Annotated in this window: 20 protein-coding genes; 15 read left to right on the plus strand and 5 right to left on the minus strand. The window is 50.2% G+C overall.

The features are described from left to right. Window positions 1-35: 35 nt before the first annotated feature. Window positions 36-932, plus strand: coding sequence for a carbohydrate ABC transporter permease (locus tag QU597_RS08040; RefSeq protein ID WP_310832159.1), 897 nt, complete (start codon window positions 36-38; stop codon window positions 930-932). Window positions 933-935: 3 nt separating this feature from the next. Next, complete coding sequence (locus QU597_RS08045; RefSeq protein WP_310832160.1) at window positions 936-1,769, plus strand: carbohydrate ABC transporter permease; 834 nt, start codon at window positions 936-938, stop codon at window positions 1,767-1,769. 70 nt (window positions 1,770-1,839) lie between these two features. On the opposite strand, the gene QU597_RS08050 is transcribed toward QU597_RS08045, so the two are convergent. After that, complete coding sequence (locus tag QU597_RS08050; RefSeq protein WP_310832162.1) at window positions 1,840-2,796, minus strand: ArsR/SmtB family transcription factor; 957 nt, start codon at window positions 2,794-2,796, stop codon at window positions 1,840-1,842. Window positions 2,797-3,154: 358 nt separating this feature from the next. On the opposite strand from QU597_RS08050, the gene arfA reads away from it, so the two are divergent. The 8 genes from arfA (at window position 3,155) to QU597_RS08090 (ending at window position 13,575) form a co-directional block, all read left to right on the plus strand. Beyond that, window positions 3,155-4,681 carry an arabinosylfuranosidase ArfA gene (gene arfA, locus QU597_RS08055; RefSeq protein WP_370656239.1) on the plus strand — a complete coding sequence of 509 codons (1,527 nt, stop codon included), beginning with the start codon at window positions 3,155-3,157 and terminating at the stop codon, window positions 4,679-4,681. A gap of 89 nt (window positions 4,682-4,770) precedes the next feature. Further along, window positions 4,771-6,015 (plus strand): extracellular solute-binding protein, encoded by a 1,245-nt coding sequence (locus QU597_RS08060; RefSeq protein WP_310832164.1) that lies wholly within the window; start codon window positions 4,771-4,773, stop codon window positions 6,013-6,015. A 79-nt stretch (window positions 6,016-6,094) separates the two neighbouring features. Beyond that, the gene (locus QU597_RS08065; RefSeq protein WP_310832165.1) at window positions 6,095-6,973 is read left to right on the plus strand and encodes a carbohydrate ABC transporter permease; all 879 of its coding nucleotides are present in this window, start codon (window positions 6,095-6,097) and stop codon (window positions 6,971-6,973) included. A gap of 66 nt (window positions 6,974-7,039) precedes the next feature. Then, window positions 7,040-7,942, plus strand: coding sequence for a carbohydrate ABC transporter permease (locus QU597_RS08070; RefSeq protein WP_370656255.1), 903 nt, complete (start codon window positions 7,040-7,042; stop codon window positions 7,940-7,942). Between the two features lie 30 nt (window positions 7,943-7,972). Continuing rightward, window positions 7,973-9,451 (plus strand): alpha-N-arabinofuranosidase, encoded by a 1,479-nt coding sequence (locus tag QU597_RS08075; protein ID WP_310832167.1) that lies wholly within the window; start codon window positions 7,973-7,975, stop codon window positions 9,449-9,451. A 34-nt stretch (window positions 9,452-9,485) separates the two neighbouring features. Further along, window positions 9,486-10,448, plus strand: a complete 963-nt coding sequence (locus QU597_RS08080) for a glycoside hydrolase family 43 protein (RefSeq protein WP_310832169.1) — start codon at window positions 9,486-9,488, stop codon at window positions 10,446-10,448. Between the two features lie 257 nt (window positions 10,449-10,705). Continuing rightward, window positions 10,706-12,808, plus strand: a complete 2,103-nt coding sequence (locus QU597_RS08085; RefSeq protein WP_310832170.1) for a phosphatidylinositol-specific phospholipase C domain-containing protein — start codon at window positions 10,706-10,708, stop codon at window positions 12,806-12,808. An 86-nt stretch (window positions 12,809-12,894) separates the two neighbouring features. Next, window positions 12,895-13,575 (plus strand): SOS response-associated peptidase, encoded by a 681-nt coding sequence (locus QU597_RS08090; protein ID WP_310832171.1) that lies wholly within the window; start codon window positions 12,895-12,897, stop codon window positions 13,573-13,575. A gap of 89 nt (window positions 13,576-13,664) precedes the next feature. Here the strand turns inward: QU597_RS08090 and QU597_RS08095 are convergent, their stop codons facing one another. After that, a complete protein-coding gene (locus QU597_RS08095) occupies window positions 13,665-14,519 on the minus strand; it encodes an AraC family transcriptional regulator (RefSeq protein ID WP_310832172.1) in 855 nt (284 codons plus the stop codon). Between the two features lie 263 nt (window positions 14,520-14,782). Next, window positions 14,783-15,313: a hypothetical protein gene (locus tag QU597_RS08100; protein WP_310832173.1), complete on the minus strand. Its 531-nt coding sequence runs from the start codon at window positions 15,311-15,313 to the stop codon at window positions 14,783-14,785. A gap of 212 nt (window positions 15,314-15,525) precedes the next feature. Between QU597_RS08100 and QU597_RS08105 the strand changes: the two genes are divergently transcribed. Further along, window positions 15,526-18,195: a YhgE/Pip family protein gene (locus QU597_RS08105; protein WP_310832174.1), complete on the plus strand. Its 2,670-nt coding sequence runs from the start codon at window positions 15,526-15,528 to the stop codon at window positions 18,193-18,195. A 13-nt stretch (window positions 18,196-18,208) separates the two neighbouring features. Here the strand turns inward: QU597_RS08105 and QU597_RS08110 are convergent, their stop codons facing one another. Together QU597_RS08110 and QU597_RS08115 are read right to left on the minus strand one after the other, a co-directional pair. Next, complete coding sequence (locus QU597_RS08110) at window positions 18,209-18,577, minus strand: hypothetical protein (RefSeq protein ID WP_310832175.1); 369 nt, start codon at window positions 18,575-18,577, stop codon at window positions 18,209-18,211. A gap of 204 nt (window positions 18,578-18,781) precedes the next feature. Then, window positions 18,782-19,756, minus strand: a complete 975-nt coding sequence (locus tag QU597_RS08115) for an aldo/keto reductase family protein (protein WP_310832176.1) — start codon at window positions 19,754-19,756, stop codon at window positions 18,782-18,784. A gap of 183 nt (window positions 19,757-19,939) precedes the next feature. Between QU597_RS08115 and QU597_RS08120 the strand changes: the two genes are divergently transcribed. From QU597_RS08120 to QU597_RS08135, 4 genes are read left to right on the plus strand one after another with little or no spacing between them, the layout of a single operon-like run. After that, the gene (locus QU597_RS08120; RefSeq protein ID WP_310832177.1) at window positions 19,940-20,608 is read left to right on the plus strand and encodes an SGNH/GDSL hydrolase family protein; all 669 of its coding nucleotides are present in this window, start codon (window positions 19,940-19,942) and stop codon (window positions 20,606-20,608) included. A gap of 54 nt (window positions 20,609-20,662) precedes the next feature. After that, window positions 20,663-20,800: a hypothetical protein gene (locus tag QU597_RS08125; RefSeq protein WP_310832178.1), complete on the plus strand. Its 138-nt coding sequence runs from the start codon at window positions 20,663-20,665 to the stop codon at window positions 20,798-20,800. 13 nt (window positions 20,801-20,813) lie between these two features. Beyond that, window positions 20,814-22,649 (plus strand): sensor histidine kinase, encoded by a 1,836-nt coding sequence (locus tag QU597_RS08130; protein ID WP_310832179.1) that lies wholly within the window; start codon window positions 20,814-20,816, stop codon window positions 22,647-22,649. Continuing rightward, window positions 22,630-24,258 carry a response regulator gene (locus QU597_RS08135; RefSeq protein ID WP_310832180.1) on the plus strand — a complete coding sequence of 543 codons (1,629 nt, stop codon included), beginning with the start codon at window positions 22,630-22,632 and terminating at the stop codon, window positions 24,256-24,258. Before QU597_RS08130 ends, QU597_RS08135 begins: the two co-directional genes overlap by 20 nt. Window positions 24,259-24,434 lie beyond the last annotated feature (176 nt).

Genomic DNA, 24,434 nt, shown 5'->3' on the forward strand with positions numbered 1-24,434 from the left:
CCCGTGGGCAGCTCTATTCAAAAGGAGCAGAAGCCATGATCAAGAACTTCTTATATTCGCAAAAGGTTGCTCCCTACGTGTTCGTGCTGCCTTTTGTGCTTGTATTCATTATCTTCTGGGTCTATCCGCTGCTGAGTTCCTTCGGCATGAGCTTTCAGAAGGTGACGCTTGGCCAGGAAGCACATTTTATTGGCGCGGATAACTACACAAAACTGATGGGGGATACTATCTTTTTCAAAGCGGTACGCAACAGTGCAGTATATATGCTACTGACGCTGGTGATTCTGATCCCGTTCCCGATGCTGTTCGCCGTGCTGATTAATAACAAATCAATGTGGGCCCGGGAATTTTTCAAATCCGCCTTCTTCTTTCCAGCGCTGACCTCTGTAGTTGTGGCTGGAACCATCTTCCGCCTGATGTTCGGTGAGATGGAAGGCTCTCTGATCAACAGCATACTGGGTGTGTTTGGTGTAGAGCCGGTGAAATTTCTAAAAGGACAGACTACCGGCTTCATCGCCCTGGTGGCGCTGGCGACCTGGCGGTGGATGGGTGTGAATATGCTCTATTTCTTATCGGGGCTCAAAAATATTCCGGATGATTACTATGAAGCGGCCTCTATCGACGGAGCTTCCGCCTTCCAGCGCTTCACCCGTATTACCGTCCCGTTGCTGAAGCCGACGACAATCTATGTGCTGACAATCAGCATTTATGCCGGCCTTGCGATGTTTATTGAGAGCATGATGCTGTGGAACGGCAATAACTCCCCGAAAAATATCGGTTTAACCATCGTCGGCTATCTCTACCGGCAGGGGATTGAGAAAAATAATCTGGGATACGCGGCTGCGGTCGGCATTGTGCTGCTGCTCATCACCATGGTGATAAATCTGACGCAACTCGCCTTCAGCGGCATGTTTAAGAAGGAGGAGGATTAGGAGATGAAGACAGGGAGCATCCGGAAAACCATCCTCTTTGCTTTTTTTAGCGTGCTGTGCCTCCTGATCCTGGTGCCTTTCTATGCGGTGACCATCGCTTCATTTAAACCCGGCGAAGATCTGATCCGGTATGGCCTCAACCTCAGATTCAACCTTTCGGCGATGAGCTTTGATAATTTTGTTTTTCTGTTTACCGGGGAGCATGCCTACTTTACCTGGTTTTTCAATTCGCTGCTGCTGACAGTGGTACAGGTTGTGGTGACGCTGCTGGTCAGTGCCACGGTAGCCTACGGTTTTTCAGCCTATGAATTCAGGGGCAAAACCTTGCTGTTTATCTGCGTGCTGCTCATTATGATGGTGCCGTTTGAAATTCTGCTGCTGCCGCTGTATACATTAACCTTCAACATGGGGCTGATGAACAGCTATTCTGCGATTATTTTGCCGGGTGTGGCCAGCGCAGCGACCATCTTTTTCTTCAGGCAATATTTACGGGGGATTCCGAAGGAAATGATCGCTGCCGGCCGTGTGGATGGTGCGAATGAATATGCGATTTATGTACGCCTGATTCTGCCGGTGATGAAGCCGTCCTTTGCGGCGATGGCGATCCTGAACGGGATGAACAGCTGGAATAATTTCCTTTGGCCGTTTATGGTGCTGAGTGATGAGAACAAGTACACACTGCCGATTGGCCTGAAGACACTGCTTACTCCATACGGCAACAACTATGATCTGCTGATTGTCGGCTCGTTTTTCTCCATCCTGCCGATTCTGGCCTTATTCCTCGGCTTTCAGAAGTACTTTATTGACGGAATGACGGCAGGTGCGGTGAAGGGATGAGTTCAAATAAATTATCAAACTAAAAAGCAAACCTCCATTGCCGGAGGTTTGCTTTTTGGTGTATAGAAAGCTATTCAATAGATGAAGAGGTGAGGCGGCTGCCCGCTTCTTCAACTTCATGGACGTTGTAGAGTACCCGGGCCAGCAGGTCCTGGCTGTAGTTGCCAAAATGCTTACCGTAAATGGTCAGCCCGCGTTTGTTGACCGGCTTGTCGGTAACGGCAATGCGGAAGGTCAGCTCGCTTTTGTAGTCCAGTTTAATATCGTCCAGTGTAATGTCAGAAATGCGGCAGCCGTCGATGAAGCTTCCTTCATTGTTAATCCGGATCAGCTTAAGCATGCCGTACTGATTCAAGTGAGGCGGCCACCAGTCAGGATTGAACGTGCCGCGCTGGTCGCCGAAGTCTCCGGGACTGGTCCAGTATCCGATCTCAATCCCGTTCACATAAAAGTACAGGTCGGAAGGATAGTTGTCGTTGAACCCGGGAGCTTCGGAACCGATTTCCATAGAGAACTGAATCTCACGGAAGGTCTGGTTTGCCTTCAGATAGTTCGGAATGCGGTATTCCAGGAAACCTTCCGCCATCCAGATAATCTCTGAATCAATCCGCTGAGGATCGGCGAAGTAACGGGGCTCGTCGAAGTCACCGATAATGCTGTCTTTGGTAGCCAGACCACAGGTTGGAACTGCCTGATAGTTGCTGTAATGCCCAACCTGGATTTCAACCTCATAAAGGTTGTCGACATCCTTGCTGCGCAGATCGACCATCAGTTTATCCTTATTTAAGTAACATACCTTCTGGATGCCGTGTTTGCCTACTGAAGTATTGATTTCGATGAGGCCGCTTTCCTCCAGCTTCTTAATATGCATGGTGATGGCGCCATTGCTGAGATTCAGCTTCTTGGCAATTTCATTCAGGTTAAGTGCCTGATTAGTGGCTAGTAATTCCAGAATTTGAATCCGGATTTCAGAGCTAAGCGCTTTGAAAATTTCAATGCCACTCATTAAATCTTTGATATAAATCATATCAAACCTTCTTCCGCAGACGTCGTAAAATAACTATTTTATAAAATTATAAACTAATTGAGGTAAAAAGGAAAGCTTTCTTCCTTTATTTGTGATAAACAATTAAATTTGAGCTATTATTAATTGAAATAATTGTTTTACTTTAGATTAATATGAATATAGTTTTATGATTTCTTGCAAAAATACCTACTTTTTTTCTGAAAAGGCCTATATTTAAGGTTTGTTTTGAAGAGTTATAAATAGATTTATACTTTTATGTTTACAACCTAGCTTATATATGTTATTTTATATCTGTAAGCGAATACATTCAAATGTTTTTTAACTAATTAATGAATATGTGAAATGGATGGTGGTCACATTGACGTCAGACACCCTAAGAGCAACGCTTATCGCCGATAAGTCATTTGTTATCGCCGAAGTGGACAAGCGTATTTACGGCTCATTCATAGAACATTTGGGGCGGGCGGTCTATGGCGGTATTTACGAGCCGGGTCATACTGCTGCGGATTCTCTCGGCTTCCGGGGCGATGTGAAAGCGCTGGTTAAGGAACTGAATGTACCGATTATACGTTATCCCGGCGGTAATTTTGTATCCGGATATAACTGGGAAGACGGGGTAGGACCTGTAGAACACCGTCCCAGACGGCTGGAGCTGGCCTGGAGAACGGTCGAACCGAATGAGGTAGGCACGAATGAGTTCATGGAATGGGCCAAAGAGGTCGGCTCAGAAGTAATGATGGCAGTGAATCTCGGAACACGGGGTGTTGATGCGGCCCGTAATCTGCTGGAATACTGTAATCATCCCGGTGGTACATACTGGAGTGATCTCCGGCGGCAGCACGGTGTAGCACAGCCGCATAAGATCAAGACCTGGTGTCTGGGCAACGAGATGGACGGGCCTTGGCAGATCGGACAGAAGACGGCTGCCGAATACGGACGGCTAGCTTACGAGACGGGCAAGGCGATGCGCCTGGTCGATCCGGACATCGAGCTTGTCTCCTGCGGAAGCTCCAGCTCGGCAATGCCAACCTTCCCGGAATGGGAAGCAGTAACACTGGAACATACTTATGACGTTGCCGATTATGTTTCCCTGCATCAATATTATGGAAACCGCGACAACGATTCCGCCAATTTCCTGGCACGCAGTATGGACCTGGAGCATTTTATCCGCACCGTAACGGCCACCTGCGATTATATCAAAGCAAAGAAACGCAGTAAGAAGACCATGTATCTCAGCTTTGACGAATGGAATGTCTGGTATCATTCTAATGAATCCGATACCAAGATTGAGCCTTGGACCATAGGGCCGGCGCAGCTTGAGGATCATTACAATTTTGAGGACGCGCTCCTGATTGGCAGCATGCTGATTACTTTTCTCCGGCATGCAGACCGGGTGAAGATGGCTTGCCTGGCTCAACTGGTGAATGTCATCGCTCCGATTATGACGGAAGCGGGCGGAGCGGCCTGGAAGCAGACGATTTTCTATCCTTATCTTCACGCTTCGACATATGGAAGGGGCCTTTCGCTTCAGCCGATTGTCAATTCTCCTAAATATGATGCGCAGGATTATACAGATGTCCCTTACCTGGACAGCGCAATCGTATACAATGAAGAAAGTGACGAGCTGACAATCTTCGCTATTAACCGACATCTGGAAGAAGCACTGGAGCTGAAATGCGATGTGCGCGGATTTGAAGGGTACCGTCTGATTGAGCATATCGTGCTTCATCACGACGACCTGAAAGCGGTTAATACCGCACAGGAGCAGATTGTTAAGCCAAGGCAAGCATCAGGTACTGAATGCAAGGACGGATATGTTGAAACTCTTTTGACTAAAGCGTCCTGGAATGTCATTCGTCTGGGCAAGGCGGCAGTAAACAGCTGACCCGTCCGGAACTAAGCTAGAGTTAATTGTTTGCAAAAACATTTTTGTAGATGATTTACTAATTTTTAATCATTTAGGAGGAGAAAGTATTGAATAAAAAGTGGGGTTTATCAGCATTAGCACTTGTTCTATCCTTATCTACGGTATTGGCGGGCTGCGGGAACGATGACAAAAAGACAATTACGTTCTGGACGCCGCTGACAGGTGATGACGGTGCTTATATGGATCAGTTGGTCAAAGACTATAATGCAACTAATCCGGAAATTAAAGTGAAGCATGTCATTACAGCAGATATGTATACAAAGGTTTCCACCGTGCTCAACTCCGGTAAAGGCGTGCCAGACCTGGCAATTATCCACGCTGACCGTGTACCGGGCTTTGTAAAGCAAGGTCAATTGGAGCCTATGACTGCCGTAACTTCAGCGCAGCCTGAAATCAAGGAAGAAAACTACCTGCCGCAGGCATGGAATACAGGAAATATTGACGGAACCCAGTACACTGTACCGCTCGATATCCACAGTAACGTAATGTACTACAATAAAGATTTGCTCAAGAAGTATGGAGTGGAATCCTTCCTTGACGATAACGTGGTAACTATTGATGAAATGCTCTCCCTGCAGGGAAAATTGGATGAAGGCGATTATGTTGTCAATGATGCCTTACTTGGCTGGGTTATTCTGGGACAAATTCAGAACCTTGGCGGAGATATCCAGGAGAACGGCAAACCTGCTGTAAATACACCGGTTATGAAGGAAGCCTTTGAAGATGTTAAAAAAATCAACGATGCCGGCCTGATGACACCGTTTGGTGAAGACGGCTACCTGATGTTCCAATCCGGGAACGTATTGTTCTCCACAGACGGTACTTGGAGCTCCACTGCACATGCCAAAGTGGAAGGCCTGAACTTCGGAGTTACCAACGTCTATTCCGCAACACCTGACAAGTTCACTAACAGATCCTCTTCCCACTTATTCGCAATGCTGAAGAACAAAAACAGATCTGAAGAAAAAGTAGCCGGAATCGGCGCCTTCCTTGAGTTCATCCGTGAGAATTCCATGGAATGGGCGAAAGCAGGACAGACTGTAGCAAGTAAACAGGTTATCGAGAACCCTGAATATAAGAACTACATGCAATCCTTCTTCACCTCCGATGAAAAAGAAATCCAATCCCTGTACATCTACACTTATGAATACTACCCGTACATTGCAGAAGCCGTTGATACCTATTGCGGAGATATCGTCCGCGGCAATGTAGATATCGATGAAACGCTGGCTACCATGCAGAAATTCGTAGAAGACAAAATTGCCGAAGGAACAAGCGGCGAAGCGAAGTAAAACGTAAGGGGAAATGATTGTATAGAGCAATGTGCCATTCATGGCACATTGCTTTATGCCAAAGGAGAAAAGATTGCCTATGAAAAAGAAACTAAATTTGGCGCCTGTTTTCTTTGTAGGTCCACATGTCATCTTATTCATTGTATTTATTTTACTGCCGACAATATACGGGATTTATGCGTCGTTCACCAAATGGAATCTGATGAATGATCCGGTCTGGGTTGGCCTCGACAATTACAAGACCATTCTTTTTGATAATGGATCTACCTTTCATACGCAGTTTAACAACGGCCTGAAGAATACGCTGTTATTCGTTGTCCTCAGTGTACCGCTGCTAATTGTGCTCCCGCTGCTGATTGCAGTTGCGCTAGAACACAAGAAAGTGAAGGGGAAAAGCTTGATTCAGGCGATTCTGTATGTTCCGGGCCTGATTTCCATCTCGGCGGGAGCTTTGATCTGGCTGCTGCTCTTCAACAAACAGCTAGGGATGGCCGGCAATGTATTCGGTTCCGATGTATCCTGGCCGACCCACCAGCCTTATGCCTGGATTCTGATTATTATCATTACGATCTGGGGCGGCGTCGGGGGCAACCTGATTATTTACCGTGCTTCGATCAGCGGTGTAGCCCAGGATCTATATGAATCGGCAGAAATGGACGGAGCAGGACCGATCCGCAGATTTGCGAGTATCACTTTGCCTTCGATTCGTTTCCCGCTCGTCTATACCTTTGTTATGACTACTGCAGGAGCCTTTAACGTCTTCGGCCAGCCGCTTATGATGACAGACGGCGGTCCGCGCCAGAGCACGCATGTACTGATGATGTATATCCGCCAGCTCGCATTCGGTAACGGCGAGTCTATTGCGGGGATGGCTTCGGCGATGGCGGTACTCTTGGGACTGGTTATTTTGCTTATTTCAGCCCTCCAGTATTATGTGATGAACCGGAATGCAGCGTAGTCTTGGATAAGACTATGGATCAAGCAGCGAAATTGAAAAGGCAGGTGTACCCGCATGGCAAACCAAATGGCTGGGCAATTGGATAAAGGTCCGCTTGTAAAGGGACAGCATGTAGACAAAAGAAAAGGATCAGGCATTAGCATCTCAAAATATATCTCTTATCTGTTCCTGATTATACTGTGTGTAATTTGGATCGTCCCTGTCGTCTTCGGCATCACAACTTCCTTCCGGTCACAGACCGAGGTTGTCAGCTCAGGGTTCAGAATGTTTCCGAAAGAATGGATCCTTGAAAACTATGTAGCGATTTTGGAGAACACTTCAACGGCTCCTATCCTGCGTTGGCTCATGAACTCTTTGTTTATAGCAACAATGCATACCCTGCTCGTAGTTATTGTGATCTCCATAACCGGTTACGGCTACTCCCGCATGAAGTTCAAAGGAAGAGATACACTCTTTTTCACCCTGCTGGGTATTTCCTTTTTCCCGGGTGTCGTGAACCTGATTCCTTCCTACAAAATCATTGATGCTCTAGGCTGGGTTAACACCTCCTGGGCGATGATTATTCCCGGACTGGCTGGTATGGGAAATCTATTCCTGGTCCGGCAATTTATGAATGGTATTCCAAAGGAACTCGATGAATCGGCTCATGTGGATGGTGCAGGCCATTTCCGTATTTATGCCTCGATCATTGTACCGCTGATGAAACCGATTCTGATTGTATGCGGACTGTTCTCGTTCACCGGATCGTGGAATGACTTCCTCTGGCCGGTCATCGTATTTACAGATGTAGACAAAATGCCAGTTACAGCGGGACTCTTGCTGCTGCAGGATATTTACGGAAACTACCGGATGATCGGGCAGTTGATGGGCTCGGCGATTCTGGCAATTATTCCTACACTGCTGCTGTTCTTGTTCGCACAGAAGTACTTTGTACAATCCATTAATCTGAATTCAGGGATAAAGGGCTAAATAGAAAGCTTACCCAAGGAGAGAGAAACTATGACTGCAAAGCTTGTAATCAATGCCGATCTTCCTAAAAGTAAAATCAACAAAAATATATACGGGCATTTCGCCGAGCATCTGGGCAGATGTATTTATGAAGGCATATGGGTAGGCGAGGATTCGCCGATCCCGAACACGGACGGCATTCGTAATGATGTGGTCGAAGCGCTGAAAAAGCTGAACATACCGGTGCTGCGCTGGCCGGGCGGCTGTTTTGCCGATGAGTATCACTGGAAAGACGGGATTGGTCCCAAGGAAAGCCGCAAGCGGATGGTTAATACCCACTGGGGCGGTGTAGTCGAGAACAACCATTTCGGAACGCATGAGTTTTTCCGCCTGTGCGAGCTGCTGGAATGCGAGCCTTATATTTGCGGCAACGTCGGCAGCGGTACGGTTCAGGAGATGTCGGAGTGGGTCGAGTATATGACCTTTGACGGCGAATCCCCGATGGCTGCCTGGCGGCAGGAGAACGGGCAGGAGAAGCCGTGGGCGCTGAAATATTTCGGCGTCGGCAATGAGAACTGGGGCTGCGGCGGCAATATGCGTCCGGAATATTACGCTGACTTGTACCGGCGTTATCAGACCTATGTCAGAAACTATGGCGACAACCGGCTCTACAAGATTGCCGGGGGAGCGAATGTTGATGATTATAACTGGACGGAAGTAGTCATGCGGGAAGCGGGCAAAATGATGGACGGACTCAGCCTGCATTCCTATACCATTCCCGGCAGTTGGGAAGAAAAACGCCAATCGCTCGGGTTCGATGAAGCCGAATGGATCGAAACGATGCAGAAATCACTTCACATGGACGAGCTCATTACCCGTCACTCGGCAATTATGGATAAATATGATCCGGAGCAGCGGGTAGGATTGATTATAGATGAGTGGGGAACCTGGTTCCTGAGCGAACCGGGAACGAATCCCGGATTCCTCTATCAGCAGAACACACTTAGAGATGCGCTGGTTGCAGGCATCCACCTGAATATTTTCCACAATCACAGCAGCCGGGTGCAGATGACGAACATTGCCCAAATGGTCAATGTGCTGCAGGCGCTGATTCTGACAGAAGGCGACAAGCTGCTGCTTACGCCTACCTATCATGTATTTGAGATGTACAAGGTGCACCAGGATAATGAACTGCTGGAGGTTGCGTTCGAGAGCCCGCTCTACACATACGGCGGGGTTACGATACCGCAGCTTAGCATTTCTGCGTCCCGTGACAAGGAAGGCAAAATCTATGTCTCGATCTGCAACCTGAGCCATGAGGCTGATGCCAGCCTAAGCTTTGCTGTCAGAGGCACTGGTGCCAGCCGGGTATCCGGACAGATCCTGACGCATGCAGAGCTTGGGGCACATAACACATTCGAAACACCGGATACTGTAGCGCCTGTTGCCTACGAGCAGGCAGAGCTGAAGGATGGCATTCTGAATTGTACCCTTCCGCCGGCGTCTGTAGTTGTACTTACACTGGAATAGGAATCGATCTTTGATAGACCAAAGGAGCAACGATATGAGCACGAACAAAGAATACAGCAATCCGCTTGTGGAGCAGCGCGCGGATCCTTGGGTATATAAACACACAGACGGTTATTACTACTTCACCGCTTCCGTACCGGAATACGACCGGATTGAGGTTCGCAGAGCGGAGACGATTGAAGGACTCAGAGATGCAGCACCGGTTGTTGCCTGGCGCAAATATGAAACGGGACCGCTTAGTGCTAATATCTGGGCTCCCGAAATCCATTATATCGCCGGCAAATGGTATATTTATTTCGCTGCAGCCCGGACCACAGAAACCAATGACGGACTGTTCGACCACCGGATGTTTGTGCTGGAGAATGAATCGCCGAACCCGCTGGAAGGCAGCTGGACCGAGAAGGGCCAGCTGAAGACAGCCTGGGAATCTTTTGCCCTGGATGCAACTACCTTCGAGCATAACGGTGTCCTCTATTATGTATGGGCACAGAAGGATCCGGAGATTCCGGGGAATTCCAATCTGTACATTTCTGAAATGAGTAGCCCCTGGACCCTGACCGGACGGCAGACGATGATCGCTACACCGGAGTATGAATGGGAAAAGATCGGCTTCAGCGTGAATGAAGGAGCAGCCGTGCTGAAAAGAAACGGACGGATCTTTATCAGCTTCTCGGCCAGTGCTACCGATTTCAATTACTGCATGGGTCTGCTGACTGCCGATGAGGACAGCGATCTGCTGGATGCCGCCTCCTGGAAGAAGCATCCGGAGCCGGTGTTCAAGACCAGTCAAGAAACCGGACAATACGGTCCGGGTCATAACAGCTTCACTGTCAATGAGCATGGCGAAGATGTGCTAATCTATCATGCCCGCAATTATAAGGAAATTACCGGAGATCCGCTGTATGACCCGAACCGCCACACCCGTGCCCAGGTACTGGGCTGGAACGAAGACGGTACGCCGGATTTCGGCGTACCGGTGAAGGACAGCCGGAAGTAGGTTTTAGGAAAACAGGACTAATTTATTCAGGAACAGCGGCAGTCATGGACTAGGAAGTCCTTGGCTGCCGCTGTTTTGTTGTAGTAGGCTTCGATGAAATTAGGTGGAGTTACTTCTGAAAAATGTAAACAACTCAAACAATATAAATAGGCTATTCATTTAAAATTTTAACTTCAAAGACAATATAATGGGTTAATATTGGAATTGTCTATGAAAAGTCAATAAGAAATAAATATTTAATAAATGGAGGGATGATATTGGATTACAAGAATTGGATGTATGTAACGACGGGAATTCATAATCGTAAACTGCGAAATATTTGTCTGCCTGCATCGCATGATTCCGGTACCTATAATTTGAGTCATACATTAACCCCTGATCCGAACCCCGAACTGAAAAAAGCACTCGACATTGTCCAGAAAATCGCAAAAGATATGGATAAAATACCGGGAATCGGGAAAATCATAAACCCCTTCGCCTGGGTACAGGATGCTATCGTTCCGGCGATCAAAGGGGTGTCCACCGCTACTACCCGCAGCATTGGACAGCAATTGTCTGACGGGATCCGAAGTTTGGATCTGAGAGTATATTACAACGCCGGCGATAAACAATTTTATACCTATCATGGGCTTATGGGCACCAGAATAACCGACATCCTGAATGATATCTTGACTTTTTTAAAATCTACATCTGGAGAGATTGTCTTCGTGACAATGGGACATTTCAAATGCTTTGAGGATAAGCAGTACACTGATTTTTCGAACTTGGTCAAGCAGACATTAGGAGACTACGCCTATACAAGAAAGAACGATCTTTCGAACCGGATCATGAACGATCCGTTCGATAATACCTACACCGAAATTATTAATCAATCCGGTAGCGCAAAATCGAGGGTCATCCTGGTGAACGATAAATCGGAAGATCCTGTGTTCTGGCCTAAAACCTACAGTCCTCCTGATAACAATAAAAATAATAATACGCTTTACGGGTATTACACCGATACCAATAAATTAGATTATATGTTAAACGAACAGTACTCCAACTTCCAAAATGCTAACCGTGACAAGCCGTTCGCGCTCTATATGACATTGACTCCAAATGAATCGGACGTCACTCACATTATCATTTCCAGTCTTGCATCCGCCATTGCCAAACTTGCTGCCGGTTTACTACTAAACCCGATCACATTCTCAGTGGGAACGGCCTTGGAGGGCGTTGCCGCTGGTCTTGCAATCTATAACGCTACGCTGGACTGGAAGACTTTGAAAAAGCTGAGTTGGAAAGTCGACTCGGATATCGAAAAATTAATGGTAAACCATTTTTTAGCTTCTTTTCAGGGAAACAATCCGATCTCGTTTATTTACCTGGATTATTACGAAACGACAGACATCGTCCATTTTGCTATCAATCTCAGCCTGAACAAGTACTACAAGTGGTATGGAAACGAGCGTATATCCGCTGTTTCAGGGATTTCCCCGGAGTCCAATTTGTCACCAGCCTTAGCATCTTACAACACTCAAATGCACATGGTGTTTAAGGGAGCGCATTCCAACGACCTTTGCCAAGCCGTATTCAACGGTAGCCAGTGGACCGGAAATGTCAAAATTTCCTCAATCTCAGGCATTTCTCCGGAGTCAGGTCTAAGCCCTGCCTTAGCGGTATTCGGAGATAAACTGTATATGGTTTTCAAAGGAGCACATTCTAACGATCTATGCCAAGCTGTTTTCGATGGTAGCCAGTGGACCGGAAATGTCAAAATCTCCTCGATCTCGGGCATCTCCCCGAATTCGAATGTTAGCCCGGCCTTAGTCACTTTCAGAGACAAGCTGTATATGGTTTTTAAAGGAGCACATTCTAACGATCTATGCCAAGCTGTTTTTGACGGTAATCAGTGGGCCGGTAATGTAAAAATTTCTTCGATTTCAAGAATTACTCCAGAATCCACCTGTACACCAGCTTTGGCGGTATTCGGTGATAAACTGTACATGGTTTATAAGGGGGCGCATTCTAATGACCTGTGCCAAGCTATTTTCGATGGTAGCGAGTGGACTGGGAATGTGAGTATTTCCTCCATCTCTGATATTTCTCCACAATCGGACAGCAGTCCAGCCTTGACGGCTTTCAGCGATAACCTGTACTTGGTCTACAAAGGAGCCAATTCCAGCGACACTTATCAAGCCGTCTTTGACGGCAGTGGGTGGATGGGGGACGTAAAACTTTCAGATATATCGGATATATCTCCGGCGTCCGACCACAGGCCTTCCCTGTCTGCCTTGGACGAAAAGCTGTTTATGGTCTACAAAGGTTCCGGGTCCAACGATATTTACGAGAGCATAATGGAAGCTATTAAATTTGGATGAAAATGATTTTTGCAGCCGCCATCGTTATTCATGAATAATTTCCCTCCCCATACAAACACTAGGTGAAAAGGGGAGGCTGATGCTTCATGTGTCAACGTTTTTCTATGGCTGCGGAGCTGCCGGAGGTTCAGGAGCATTTTCAGATTGATCGTGTGATGTACTACTATAAAAACCGTTATAACATTAGTCCCACGCAGCATACGCCAGTCGTGCTACAGCAGAACGGGGTGCGGATACTTGATGAATTTCGCTGGGGATTCATTCCTTACTGGGGGAAAGACGCAATCAATGCGGACCTCAGGAATGTGCATCAGAATTCGAGCTACCGCAAAATGGTGGACAAGCAGCGGTGCGTGATTCCGTGCAACGGGTTTTACTATTGGAAAAAAGAAGGAAAGAAGGAATATCCGGTGCGGGTGATCATGAAGAACGGCAGCATGTTCGGGGTGGCCGGTCTGTACGAAATTTGGCGGGATACGCGAGGGGAACCGCTCCGCACTTGTACCCTGGTCATGACGGATGCCAACCCGCTCATTGGGGAATTTGAGAGCCGGATGCCTGCGATTCTGTCCCGGGAGAACATGGCCCGATGGCTCGACGAGAATACGAACGATCTGGATGCCCTCGATCCGATTCTGCGTCCCCATGTGACTGAAGAGATGCACGCGTATGCGGTGACGCCATTGATTGATAATGATGAGCATGACACCGATGAATGCATCCGTGAGTGGGATCTGAAGCGGCCGCTCGTTAAACGCTTATATTAAACAGATCATGAAGCGGTAAAAAATTAATAATGTCCCGGCTACCCTTGAAGAGGCGGCCGGGACATTTTTTTGTTGCAGCAGTCTGCTCCTTACTCATAGAACAGCAGCCGCTTGGCGTAAGCGTTGCGGAAGTCGGTGGGTGTCAGGCCGACAATTTTCTTAAACGATTTCATGAAATTATGGCAGTCCTTATAGCCAAGCTGCAGCGATACCTCGCTGATATTCTGGTTGGTGTCGGACAGCAGGAACTTTGCCAGCTCCATCTTCTGCTGGAGAATGTACTGCTTGAGCGAGATCCCGGAGATCGTGGTGAACAGATGGGATAGATACTTCTCGTTATATCCGAAATAAGCAGCGATCTGCGATACCTTGATATGCTCGCTCCGGCTCCATTTGATATAGTCCACAATATCGTTGTACAGCTGCTCCTGCTTCGTTTTCTTGACCGGATTATGTTCGTTCTGGAACACCTGGTTATACAGCTCGCACAGAATGACTGTCGCCATATAATTGTTCAGTGTTTTCTGATTATAGCCTTTCACTGAATCCTGCAGCTGCTTCATCATGACGATGATCTTCTCCAGGCTTTTTAGGCTTCCATACTGCGGCAGCAGCAGCTTGTTGTCTTCCCTGTTCAGCGTGTGCCCGGTGACATCGGTGATTTTGATTCCGTCCGGGGAATTGAAATGGAGCCAGTAAAAGCTGCAGTTCGAAGATTGATATCCATATTGCTTAGTATATGGAGGAAGCAGCAGGTACTCCCCCTTAGAGACGGTAAAATATGTTGTGTCACCCGCCAGGTAAAGCACACCCTCGGTCATAACGATCAGCTCATAATCTTGCAGAATCCGGCTCAAGTGAATCCAATCGGAAGACGGGGCCACGAATTTGCCTGTGATCTCAAAGTCGACAGGCATATCTACGATCAGCTCAAAAGCAACCATATGCATGTCCCCTTTTTTTCTGACGTTAATACACTTCTAGTTACTCCTATTATTAATTAAAGAGTATTTGAAGTAAAGCCGCTTACTCCTTGGAAATTGGTGAAGAAGGGTTGCGCGGCATGTCCGTTCATAAACCTAATAAAATAAAAACGCTTCTGTCCAAACCTTTGGCGTAGTTTCTTACAAAAATGATTAAGGGGCTACCCCGTAGTAGATGAAACTACTACGGGGTAGCCCCTGTTCAATGATTAGCAAGGTTAAATTTATGGAGTGTATTGCTGCACAATTGAAGTGATTTCGCCGTTCTCCATTGTCAGGTGGTAAGGCGACTGGCTGAGGTCAAACACATCGGTTTTGGCGAACTCTGCAGCAAACTTCTGTAAGCTAATGCTTTCGTTCCAGCTAATGTCGAGATCCTCAATCTTGCCGGTATGGTCGTAGATTTGCATGGTTACTGCGGCGTTATCCGCTACCTGATATGTGGTCAGCTGAGTGCTGTCATTCACGATATAGTAATCATCCAGCGCCCCGCCGATTTCTGCAGCGGCTTCCGGCTCCCGCTCGGCAAAGACGCGGTCGGCATCGACACCTTCATACCATTCAATAGGATCGGCTGTTAGCGTTAGCTTGCCGTCAGCAGCCGGCTGAAGCGCATGAATGTACACGGTAAGGTGTTCGATCTTTGCTCCGCCCTGTGCTTCTGCACGAGTTCCTGCTGTACTTGCCGTAGTGACGAGGGAAAGGAACAGCAGAACCAGCACAGGCAGTAAATACATGGATTTTTTAGTAAACATCTTTCGTTTTCCCCCTTGGCATGATTTGACACGGAATTTCGCTGATACTCTTTCTTTACCCTCCGCCATATTTCTCAAACGGGGGATGTACCCTTATTAACGTTAATTCGCCGGAAATGTTGCAAATAATTTTGCGTACAGCCCGGTTTGTAAAAAGAAAACTCCCAGGGCATATTAAAATATCCAAATAACAGCTCGGAGGTGACTGGCAGATGGCAAACATATGGCGGATTTATATGAACGACTGGCGGAATTTATTCAAGGTTCCTGTGGCGGTACTGTTGATATTCGCCCTTGTCGTGCTGCCTTCTGTCTATGATTGGGTGAATGTCGCTGCGGTATGGGACCCTTACAGCAATACCTCCGGAATCCGGATCGCCGTATCCAGCCTGGATGAAGGGGCGGAGGTTCAGGGCAAGAGCTTCAACATCGGCGAAGAGGTGCTGGCCAGCCTGCAGAACAATCGCTCGCTGGGCTGGACCTTCACGGATTCCGCAGCTGCAGTGGCCGGAGTCAAGCGCGGAGATTATTATGCCAGCATAATCATTCCTGCCGACTTCTCACGGCGGATGGCGGGAATTCTGGAAGGGAAGCTGGTAAAGCCGGAAGTGGAATATACCGTCAATGAGAAAATAAATGCAATCGCGCCAAAGATCACCGGTAAAGGGGCATCAGCGGTCACTGCACAGATCAGTGAGAAGTTCACGGAGACGATCAGCAGTACAGTGCTCACCGCCTTAAGCGCGATCGATCAGGAATTCCAGTCCGAGCTGCCGGTTATCCGCAGAGTAGAGCAGGGCTTGTTCAAGCTGGAGGCCAGCCTGCCGGAGATTGACAAGGCGGGCAAGCTGGTGCTGAAGCTCCAGCAGAACTGGCCGGAGATTGCTTCGTCTGCCGGGCGGATTGTATCTCTGCAGGACAAGCTGCCGGCTGTAGAGCAGGCCGGTGCGGCGGCGGAGACGCTTGACGCGCATTGGGGGCAGATCAGTGAAGCCGCCACCCGCCTGCAGAACCTGGAGAGCAAGCTGCCGGAGCTAGAACGCGCCGCAAGGCTAGTAACGGAGCTGGACAGCCACTTCGGCCAGGTGGAGGCTGTGCTGGACCGGGCTTCCGTAAGACTCACGGAAGCCGGTTCGGTTGTGAATGCGGCGGCGGAGGCACTGCCGCAGGCGGACCGGCTGGCTGCCGCCGGAAGCAGCTTCGGCCAGGAACTGGAGCAGTTCCTGGAGCGCAGCAGCACGGCTTTTGCGGCCGTGCCGGGGGCAGTGCAGCAGAATCTCTATCTGCTGCAGCAGACCGGAGACGCGGCAGCACAGCTTGCCGCGCAGCTGCAGACCGGCGCCGGGCAGCAGCGCGCAAGCCAGCTGGAGCTGGCTTCAGCACGGCTGGCTACCGGCAGCGAAGCGCTTGCGCACACCGCAACGCTGCTCGGCGCCGTGAACACGCTGGCGCCCGGGACCGTGGGCGCCAGCGAGCTCCGCGCGCTGAGTGAAGCCCGCGTGCAGTATGCCGCCGCCGCTTCGCAGGCCGGCGGGCTGGCGGCCGCGCTGCAAGGCGGCGCCCGGCCGGATAGCGCCGGGCTGTCGCAGTTCAGCCTTGCCGCCGGGCAGGGCAAGAGCATGGCGGGCGGGCTGATCACGCGCTTCAGCGCGGAGACATTGCCCGCCGTGACGGACCAGCTGCAGCGGCTGACCACGGCTGCCAGCACGGCCGCCACTGCGCTGCAGCAGGCTCCGCAGCGCCTTGCCGCGCTGGACACGATGCTGGCCGAAGCGGGGCATGTCATCCAGTCCGGGCAAAACGGCCTGGCTGCGCTCCAGCAGAACCTGCCGGCCATCCGGCGAGAGGTGCATGCGGCGGCAACCGGGATTACGGACAACATGGAAACGTTCGATACTTTCGTTACCGATGTGCTGCCGCGGATCCAGAGCGGGCTTCCTGCCGCAGGCAATGCGGTGCATGAGGCAGCCGAATTTGCCCGCAAGGATCTGCCAGCGGCGGAGGAGAAGTTCCGCACGGCTGCGGATCTGATCAACACCGGCCTGCCGCGTGCCGGCAAGGGGGTTGAGCGTGCCGCAGCGCTGGTGCGGGAGGATCTGCCCACGCTGGAGGCAGCGGTCCGCAAAGCGGCGGATACCCTGCGTCAGATCAAGGAAGAAGTGAATCTGGAGGAAATCGGGCAGCTGCTTGGCGGGGACATTAAGAGCAAAAGTGATTTTTTGGCCAATCCGGTGGTACTCACGGAAAATAAACTGTATCCGATTCCGAACTACGGCTCGGCGATGACACCTTTTTATGTTGTGCTTTCTCTTTGGGTGGGAGGAACCCTGCTGATCTCGCTACTGCGTACCGGAGTGGATACCGGGGGGAAGGAATACCGGGGCTATCAGCTGTATTTCGGCCGTCTGCTGACCTTTCTGACCGTAGGCATTCTTCAGGCGCTGGTGGCGGTGCTGGGGAATATTTTTATCTTGAATTGTTATGTCGCGGATAAAGTGTGGTTCGTTCTCTTCGCGGTGCTGATCAGCATCGTGTTCGTGACTATCGTATTCACGCTGGTGTCTGTATTCGGCAACATCGGCAAGGGGATAGCTATTGTGTTTATGGTGCTGCAATTCTCCAGCTCCGGGGGAACGTTCCCGGTCAGCACGACCGGGCACTTCTTTCAGGCGCTGAATCCGTTCATGCCTTTCACATATGCCATCAGCCTGCTGCGGGAAGCTGTGGGCGGCATCGTGCCGGAGGTGGCAATCCGCGATGCGCTGCTGCTGATCCTCTTCGGCCTGCTGGCCCTGCTGCTGGCGCTTACCCTGCAGAAACCCCTGGCACCGTTTATCCGCAAATCCGCGGAGCAGGCCGAGAAATCCAAGCTGATTTCGTGAGGAGAATAGTAGGCTAAAGAATCAAAGGTAAAAATCCCTTTGATTTCGCCGAAACGCCCGTTGGTGCAAGAATCAAAAGTAAAAATCCCTTTGATTTGCCCGAATCGCCCGTTGGCGCAAGAAACAAAGGTAAAAATCCCGTTGATTTCACCGAAACGCCCGTTGGTGCAAGAATCAAAGGTAAAAATCCCTTTGATTTCGCCAAAACGCCCGCAGGCGCAGGAATCAAAGGTAAAAATCCCTTTGATTTCGCCGAAACGCCCGTTGGCGCAAAAATCAAAGGTAAAAATCCCGTTGATTTCGCCGAAACACCCGTTGGCGCAAGAAACAAAGGTAAAAATCCCGTTGATTTCACCGAAACGCCCGTTGGTGCAAAAATCAAAGGTAAAAGTCCCTTTGATTTCGCACCGAATCGCCAGCCTCCCGTACACCCGGCGGGTGAACCCGGCTGCAAATGAACCTACATACAACAGGGAGTCCCGAATGACCCGGGACTCCCTGTTGTGTTGCCAATATGTGCAGGCAGAAAACCTGCTTATCCGGTAGCCTCACAAGTGAGGGGATTACTTACATCCAGCCACGCATTTTATCTCGCCGGAGCAAAGTCTGCCACTTGTCCGAGGAGGCGGTCGATGGTCTCCAGCGTTTCCGGCTGGAGCACGATTTCCACAGCCCGGGCATTTTCTTCCACCTGGCCGGGCTTGCTCGCTCCGATCAGCGCCGAGCTGACACCGGGCTGGCGGAGAATCCAGGCCAGGGCCAGCTGTGACAGCTTCACGCCGAGGCCTTCTGCGACTTCATCCAGCTGGGCAACAACGCCCAGCACATCGTCGCGCAGGTAGCTGCGGATGACGCCATTGACCGAGTCGTCGGCACCGCGGGTCCCTGCCGGAGCCTGCTGGCCCGGCTTGTATTTGCCGGTCAGGATACCCTGCGCCAGCGGAGAGAAGACTACCTGTCCAAGTCCGGCCTGCTTGGACACTTCAAGCACTTCTTGTTCGATGTAGCGCTCGAACATGTTATAGATCGGCTGATTCGCCGCCAGCGGACGCAGATTCAGCCTGCTGCTGATACCGCTGGCGCTAACGATCTGCGCTGCGCTCCACTCGCTGACAGCGGAGTAGAGAATTTTCCCCTGGGCCGTAAGGTCATCCAGTGCGCGCAGCGTTTCTTCCAGCGGAGTCTCATGATCAAAACGGTGGCAGAAATAGATGTCGATGTAATCGGTGCCGAGACGCCGCAGGCTGGCTTCGCATTGCTCCATGATGTGCTTGCGTGACAGGCCGCGGTCGTTCACACCGTCCCCCATAGGAAAAAACACTTTGGTGCTCAGCACGTAATCCGAGCGCTTATACGGACGGAGCGCGGCTCCGATCGCTTTTTCCCCTTCTCCGCGGTTGTATGCGTTGGCAGTGTCAAAGAAATTGATACCGCATTCAAAAGCTTTGGCCACACAAGCATCGGCTGCCTGCTGCTCTGCCGCCGTTCCGTAAGTCAGCCAGCTGCCCAGGCCGATCTCGCTGACCTTCAGGCCAGTATTACCAAGTCGTCTATACTTCACTTTATTTCATTCCCTTCTTTTCTAGCGTATGATTGGTGTTTCGAAACATTCAAGTTAATACTATCACAACTTCATAGTTTTTCGGGAGGCAGACTTGTTATAATAGGAAGAATCCGCGGTGACAAGCCGGGAATGTGTGCAAATGGTGAAACTTACTAAATTATAGTTAAAGGGTGAACATTGATGTCAATTTCATGGTCCAAACCGAACAAGATCATTCTGTTTCAGGGAGATTCCATTACCGACGGCAACCGCGGGCGTGATGAGGACCCCAACCATGTTCATGGACACGGCTACGCTTATCTTATCGCGTCCAAGCTGGGCAGTGAGCTGGCAGAACAGAAGCCGGTATTCTACAACCGCGGAATCAGTGGAGACCGGATCTCAGATCTTTATGCGCGCTGGAACGAGGACGCCATCTATCTGCAGCCGGATGTGCTCAGCATTCTGATCGGGGTCAATGATATCTGGAGAGCTCTGAAGGGCGAGCCGGGCGGGATCACAGACCGTTATGAACGCGCTTACCGCCATGTGCTGGAGGAGACGCGCGGGGTGCTGCCGCAGACGAAGCTCGTGCTGATGGAACCGTTCATCCTGAATACAGGCGCACCGGCGGAGGACTGGCCGCAATGGCATGAACAGATAACCCGTTACCAGCAGATTGTGCGTAAGCTGGCAGAGGAGTTTAATACGGTGTTTGTTCCGCTTCAGGAAGTGTTTGAGGCTGCCGCACAGCGGGCGGATAACGCCTACTGGCTGTGGGACGGTGTACATCCGACAACAGCCGGACACGATCTGATTGCTAAGCAGTGGCTGAGTGTGGTAGAGAAAAGCGGTATTCTGAACGATTAAGGCACTGTTGGCATTTGGTGCAGCAGCCCTCCGGTTTAGGAGGGCTGCTTATTTGTGTCCAGCAGTTTAATTCATTCGGCATGTTTCGCTGGCCTGTTGACACCATCCCGGGATCAGTCGTATGGTACAGGAAGTACAGCCTGGTTATCTGACGGGCATATGAAGCAGCTGGTTCATTTCAGCTGCAGCTAGGAGGGGGGCATCCATGAGTACCCTAAGGAAATGGAGCACGCAGGTCTGGGGGAAGCTTAGCGATATTTTTTACCGGGTGTCTATCAAACAGCGGGTGCTGCTGTCTTTTATATTGTTGATAACGCTGTCAATTAGTGCGATGGGTATCCTGACCTACCGGATTGCCGGTAAAGAGATCCAAAATAATGCCTTTGCAGCCAGCAGGGAAACGGTGGACAAGACGATGCAGCTGCTGGATTACCGGCTGAATGATGTGGCAATGTCCGTTCAGTCGCTGATGCTGAGTGATGCCTACAGGCAGATGATGCTGGATGTGCAGGCTCATGATGTGACCAATTACTATGTGCGCCTGTCGGAGCTGCAATATGTTCTTTCCCAGACTACCTTTAATGAGCCGATGATTGAGAACGTTCTCATTGCCACGCCGATTGGCGATTTTTATTCAACGACACAGGTCCGTGCGCAGGACAATTCATTTTACGGTTCGGAATTGTATGACAACAGTAAAAGAAACCCTGGCGGTTACTGGGCTAAAGGCCATTACGACCGGCTGTTTACAGGCAATCAGCGGGTAGTTTCTTTTGTTGTACGGGGGATATATGATTATACACCCATTACCAATGTGTTCATTGTAGTAAACCTTAGAGAGAACAGGATCGCCTCATTGCTTGGTCAGAATACCGCCAAAAATGAGCGGCAATACCTGCTGATTAATAAAGAAGGGGAAGAGGTTGTACAGAGCAGCTGGAACCCGCAGCAGGACCCGGTGAAGGATCCGAAGTTTCTGCAGGACCGCTCCAAGGGTAGTGAAGGCAATTTCTTTTACACCTCTGATGGCGAGGAATATTTAATGAATTACAAGCAGTCGGCTGTGGCTCCGGACTGGACGCTGGCCGGAGTGCAGTCCAAGGATCAGCTTCTGGGGCAGCTCAAAGGAATCCAGCGGACAATTATCATCGTAATCCTGATATTTCTGCTGACCACCTGGTTTTTCTCGAATAAGCTTACGGCCGCGCTCCTGAGACCGTTGTTTAAGCTGAGCAGGCTGATGCGCAGGGTGGAGGAGAATCAGCTTAGCGTATCTTTTGAGAGTAAATATCAGGATGAGATTGCCCAGGTCGGCTTCCAGTTTAACCGGATGATGGCGGAGATCAAAACTCTGATCGAGGATGTGCGCAAGAATGAAGAGGGCAAACGTCAGGCAGAGATCCGGGCGCTGACTGCGCAGATGGAGCCCCATTTTCTCTATAACACGCTGAATACGATCTACTGCAAATCTGTTATGGGTGAAAATGATGATGTCAATGAGATGATTCTGTCTTTGTCGCAGATGTTCCAGCTGGGGCTCAGCGGCGGCAAGGATCTGATTCCACTGGAGGATGAGCTGTCGCATGTGCAGCAGTACTGTGCTATCCAGCAAAAATGCTATGAGGATCTGTTCGAGTATCAGGTGCTGATCGAAGAGGAGGAGCTGCTGTCTGTTCCCATACCGAAAATACTGCTGCAGCCGATTGTCGAGAACAGCATTCAACACGGGTTTGCCGACCGCAGGACAGGCGGCGTGATCCGCGTGCGGATTGTGCTGAAGGATTCCATGCTGCATATTGTCGTGGAGGACAACGGCAGGGGAATGGATGCTGCCAAAGTAGAACAGGGGATGCGCAAGCGGGAGGTTTCCAAAAAAGGCTATGCTTTGGTCAATATCAGGCATCGGCTGAAGCTCTATTACGGCGCTGAAGCCCGGATGGAGCTGTCCGGTGAGGCTGGTATGGGCTCCCGTACCGATTTATGGATACCGCTCAGTCCGCTTGGGGGAGAGGAAGAAACTTATGGATTATCCGCAGGCTAAGAAAATAAAACTATGCATTATCGATGATATCAAAAGTGTGGTGGACATGATTGCCCGCAAGCCGCAGTGGCAGGAGCACGGCATTGAGGTGGCCGGTACAGCGCTGGACGGCGAAGAGGGCCTGGAGATGATCCGCAGGGAGAAGCCGGATATCGTGCTCACTGACATCCGCATGCCGCGCATGGACGGGCTGGAGATGACCCGGGCGATTCTGGGGTTCGCCCCTGAGTGCAAAATTATTATACTCAGCGCTTACTCGGAATTCTCTTATGCACAGCAGGCGATCCGCCTCGGAGCGATGGATTTTGTTAAAAAGCCCTTTTCGCTTGATGAGATCGTGAACGTAGTCCTGAAAGCTAAAGCATTGTGTCTGCAGGAGCGGGAGGAGCAGGACAGAATCCAGGCGATGGAGCTCAAAATCAAAGAAAGCCTGCCGGTCCTGCGCCAGGAGTATCTGACCTTCCTGATGCAGCATCAGACTGCGGGGCACAGTGCGAAATCGAGATGGGAGTATCTCGGGATCCCGCTTGCGCAGCACAATTTCGTGGTGTTTATTGCAGAGATTGATCATTTTGCTGAGAAGTACTACCGCCAGCCGGTACAGGAGATTGAGCTTATCAGGTTCAGCCTGCAGAATATACTGGAGGAGTCAGTGGCAGAGTGGACCCGGGGGATTATTTTCCGGGAAGCGGCGAACCGCTATGTCTGCATTATGAATACGGATGATTCCGGGATTGCCGGGCAGATTGCCGAGGCCTGCTGCGCCAATGTCAGCCGCTATTCCCGCTGCACCATTTCGGTCGGCATGGGGCTCTATGTCTCTGCGATTGATGAGCTGGCGGATTCCTACGGGCAGGCGCTCAGCGCGCTGGCGTATCATTTTTACACAGACGGGAACGCGGTCTACAGCTATGCCAACATTGTCCATAAGCCGCAGGCCGTGAACAGCTATTCGCTCTCTGCTGAACAGGATTTTTTGTTTGCGCTGCGCTCGGGGAACCAGGATAAAACCCGGCTTATCTTGAACCGTATTTTTGGGGAGCTGCTGGAGCTGAATCCGCTGCCCGCCCCACAGTATGTAGAGAACATCGGATATGAGCTGGCGTTTAAAATCTGCCGGGTAATGCTGGAGCTGTTTCCGCCCGGGAAGGTGCAGGTATTGGAGCAGCAGGTGAACCAGCTCAGGAGCCGGCCGCATCCGTCGCTGCAGGAAATCCGTTCGCTGCTGGAGGGCTTATGCGCTGAAGGCTGCCGCTGGATTGAAGAGGAGCGTTCGTTTGAATCCAACCGGATTATCCACCAGGCCAAAGCCTATATATGCGCCAATCTGCATACCAGCCTGACGCTGGAGCAGGTAGCGAAGCAAATCAACCTCAGCCAGGGCTATTTTTCCAACCTGTTCAAGAAAGTGCTGGGTATCTCCTTTCAGCAATTCGTTATGCATGAGAAGATGGAGAAGGCCAAAACGATGCTGATTGAAGGGCTTCAGGTGCAGGAAATCGCCATGGAGCTTGGTTATGAACACCGGCGCTATTTCAGTGAGGTATTCAAGAAATACACCGACATGACACCCTCGGAGTTCAAAATCTCTTATCTGGGTAGGTCATAGCATCTATATACTTAGGAATACCACGGGGATGAACGATCCGCTGCAGGTGCGGGAGTTCATCCCCGTTTGAGATTAGTTCAGCAGAAATCTGCCCTTAATGTGGGTTTACCCGCATTATGAAGCCGGATGGCCTGCTCTATAATCATGGTGTAAGCAATCATCGCTTTGAACATATA

It is taken from the genome of Paenibacillus pedocola (assembly GCF_031599675.1).
Lineage (GTDB): Bacteria > Bacillota > Bacilli > Paenibacillales > Paenibacillaceae > Paenibacillus_AQ > Paenibacillus_AQ pedocola.

Coding starts and splice junctions, on each gene's coding strand:
- QU597_RS08040 (WP_310832159.1), top strand. CDS start 36: ATGATCAAGAACTTCTTATATTCGCAAAAGGTTGCTCCCTACGTGTTC.
- QU597_RS08045 (WP_310832160.1), top strand. CDS start 936: ATGAAGACAGGGAGCATCCGGAAAACCATCCTCTTTGCTTTTTTTAGC.
- QU597_RS08050 (WP_310832162.1), bottom strand. CDS start 2,796: ATGATTTATATCAAAGATTTAATGAGTGGCATTGAAATTTTCAAAGCG.
- QU597_RS08065 (WP_310832165.1), top strand. CDS start 6,095: ATGAAAAAGAAACTAAATTTGGCGCCTGTTTTCTTTGTAGGTCCACAT.
- QU597_RS08070 (WP_370656255.1), top strand. CDS start 7,040: ATGGCTGGGCAATTGGATAAAGGTCCGCTTGTAAAGGGACAGCATGTA.
- QU597_RS08075 (WP_310832167.1), top strand. CDS start 7,973: ATGACTGCAAAGCTTGTAATCAATGCCGATCTTCCTAAAAGTAAAATC.
- QU597_RS08080 (WP_310832169.1), top strand. CDS start 9,486: ATGAGCACGAACAAAGAATACAGCAATCCGCTTGTGGAGCAGCGCGCG.
- QU597_RS08090 (WP_310832171.1), top strand. CDS start 12,895: ATGTGTCAACGTTTTTCTATGGCTGCGGAGCTGCCGGAGGTTCAGGAG.
- QU597_RS08095 (WP_310832172.1), bottom strand. CDS start 14,519: ATGGTTGCTTTTGAGCTGATCGTAGATATGCCTGTCGACTTTGAGATC.
- QU597_RS08100 (WP_310832173.1), bottom strand. CDS start 15,313: ATGTTTACTAAAAAATCCATGTATTTACTGCCTGTGCTGGTTCTGCTG.
- QU597_RS08105 (WP_310832174.1), top strand. CDS start 15,526: ATGGCAAACATATGGCGGATTTATATGAACGACTGGCGGAATTTATTC.
- QU597_RS08120 (WP_310832177.1), top strand. CDS start 19,940: ATGTCAATTTCATGGTCCAAACCGAACAAGATCATTCTGTTTCAGGGA.
- QU597_RS08130 (WP_310832179.1), top strand. CDS start 20,814: ATGAGTACCCTAAGGAAATGGAGCACGCAGGTCTGGGGGAAGCTTAGC.
- QU597_RS08135 (WP_310832180.1), top strand. CDS start 22,630: ATGGATTATCCGCAGGCTAAGAAAATAAAACTATGCATTATCGATGAT.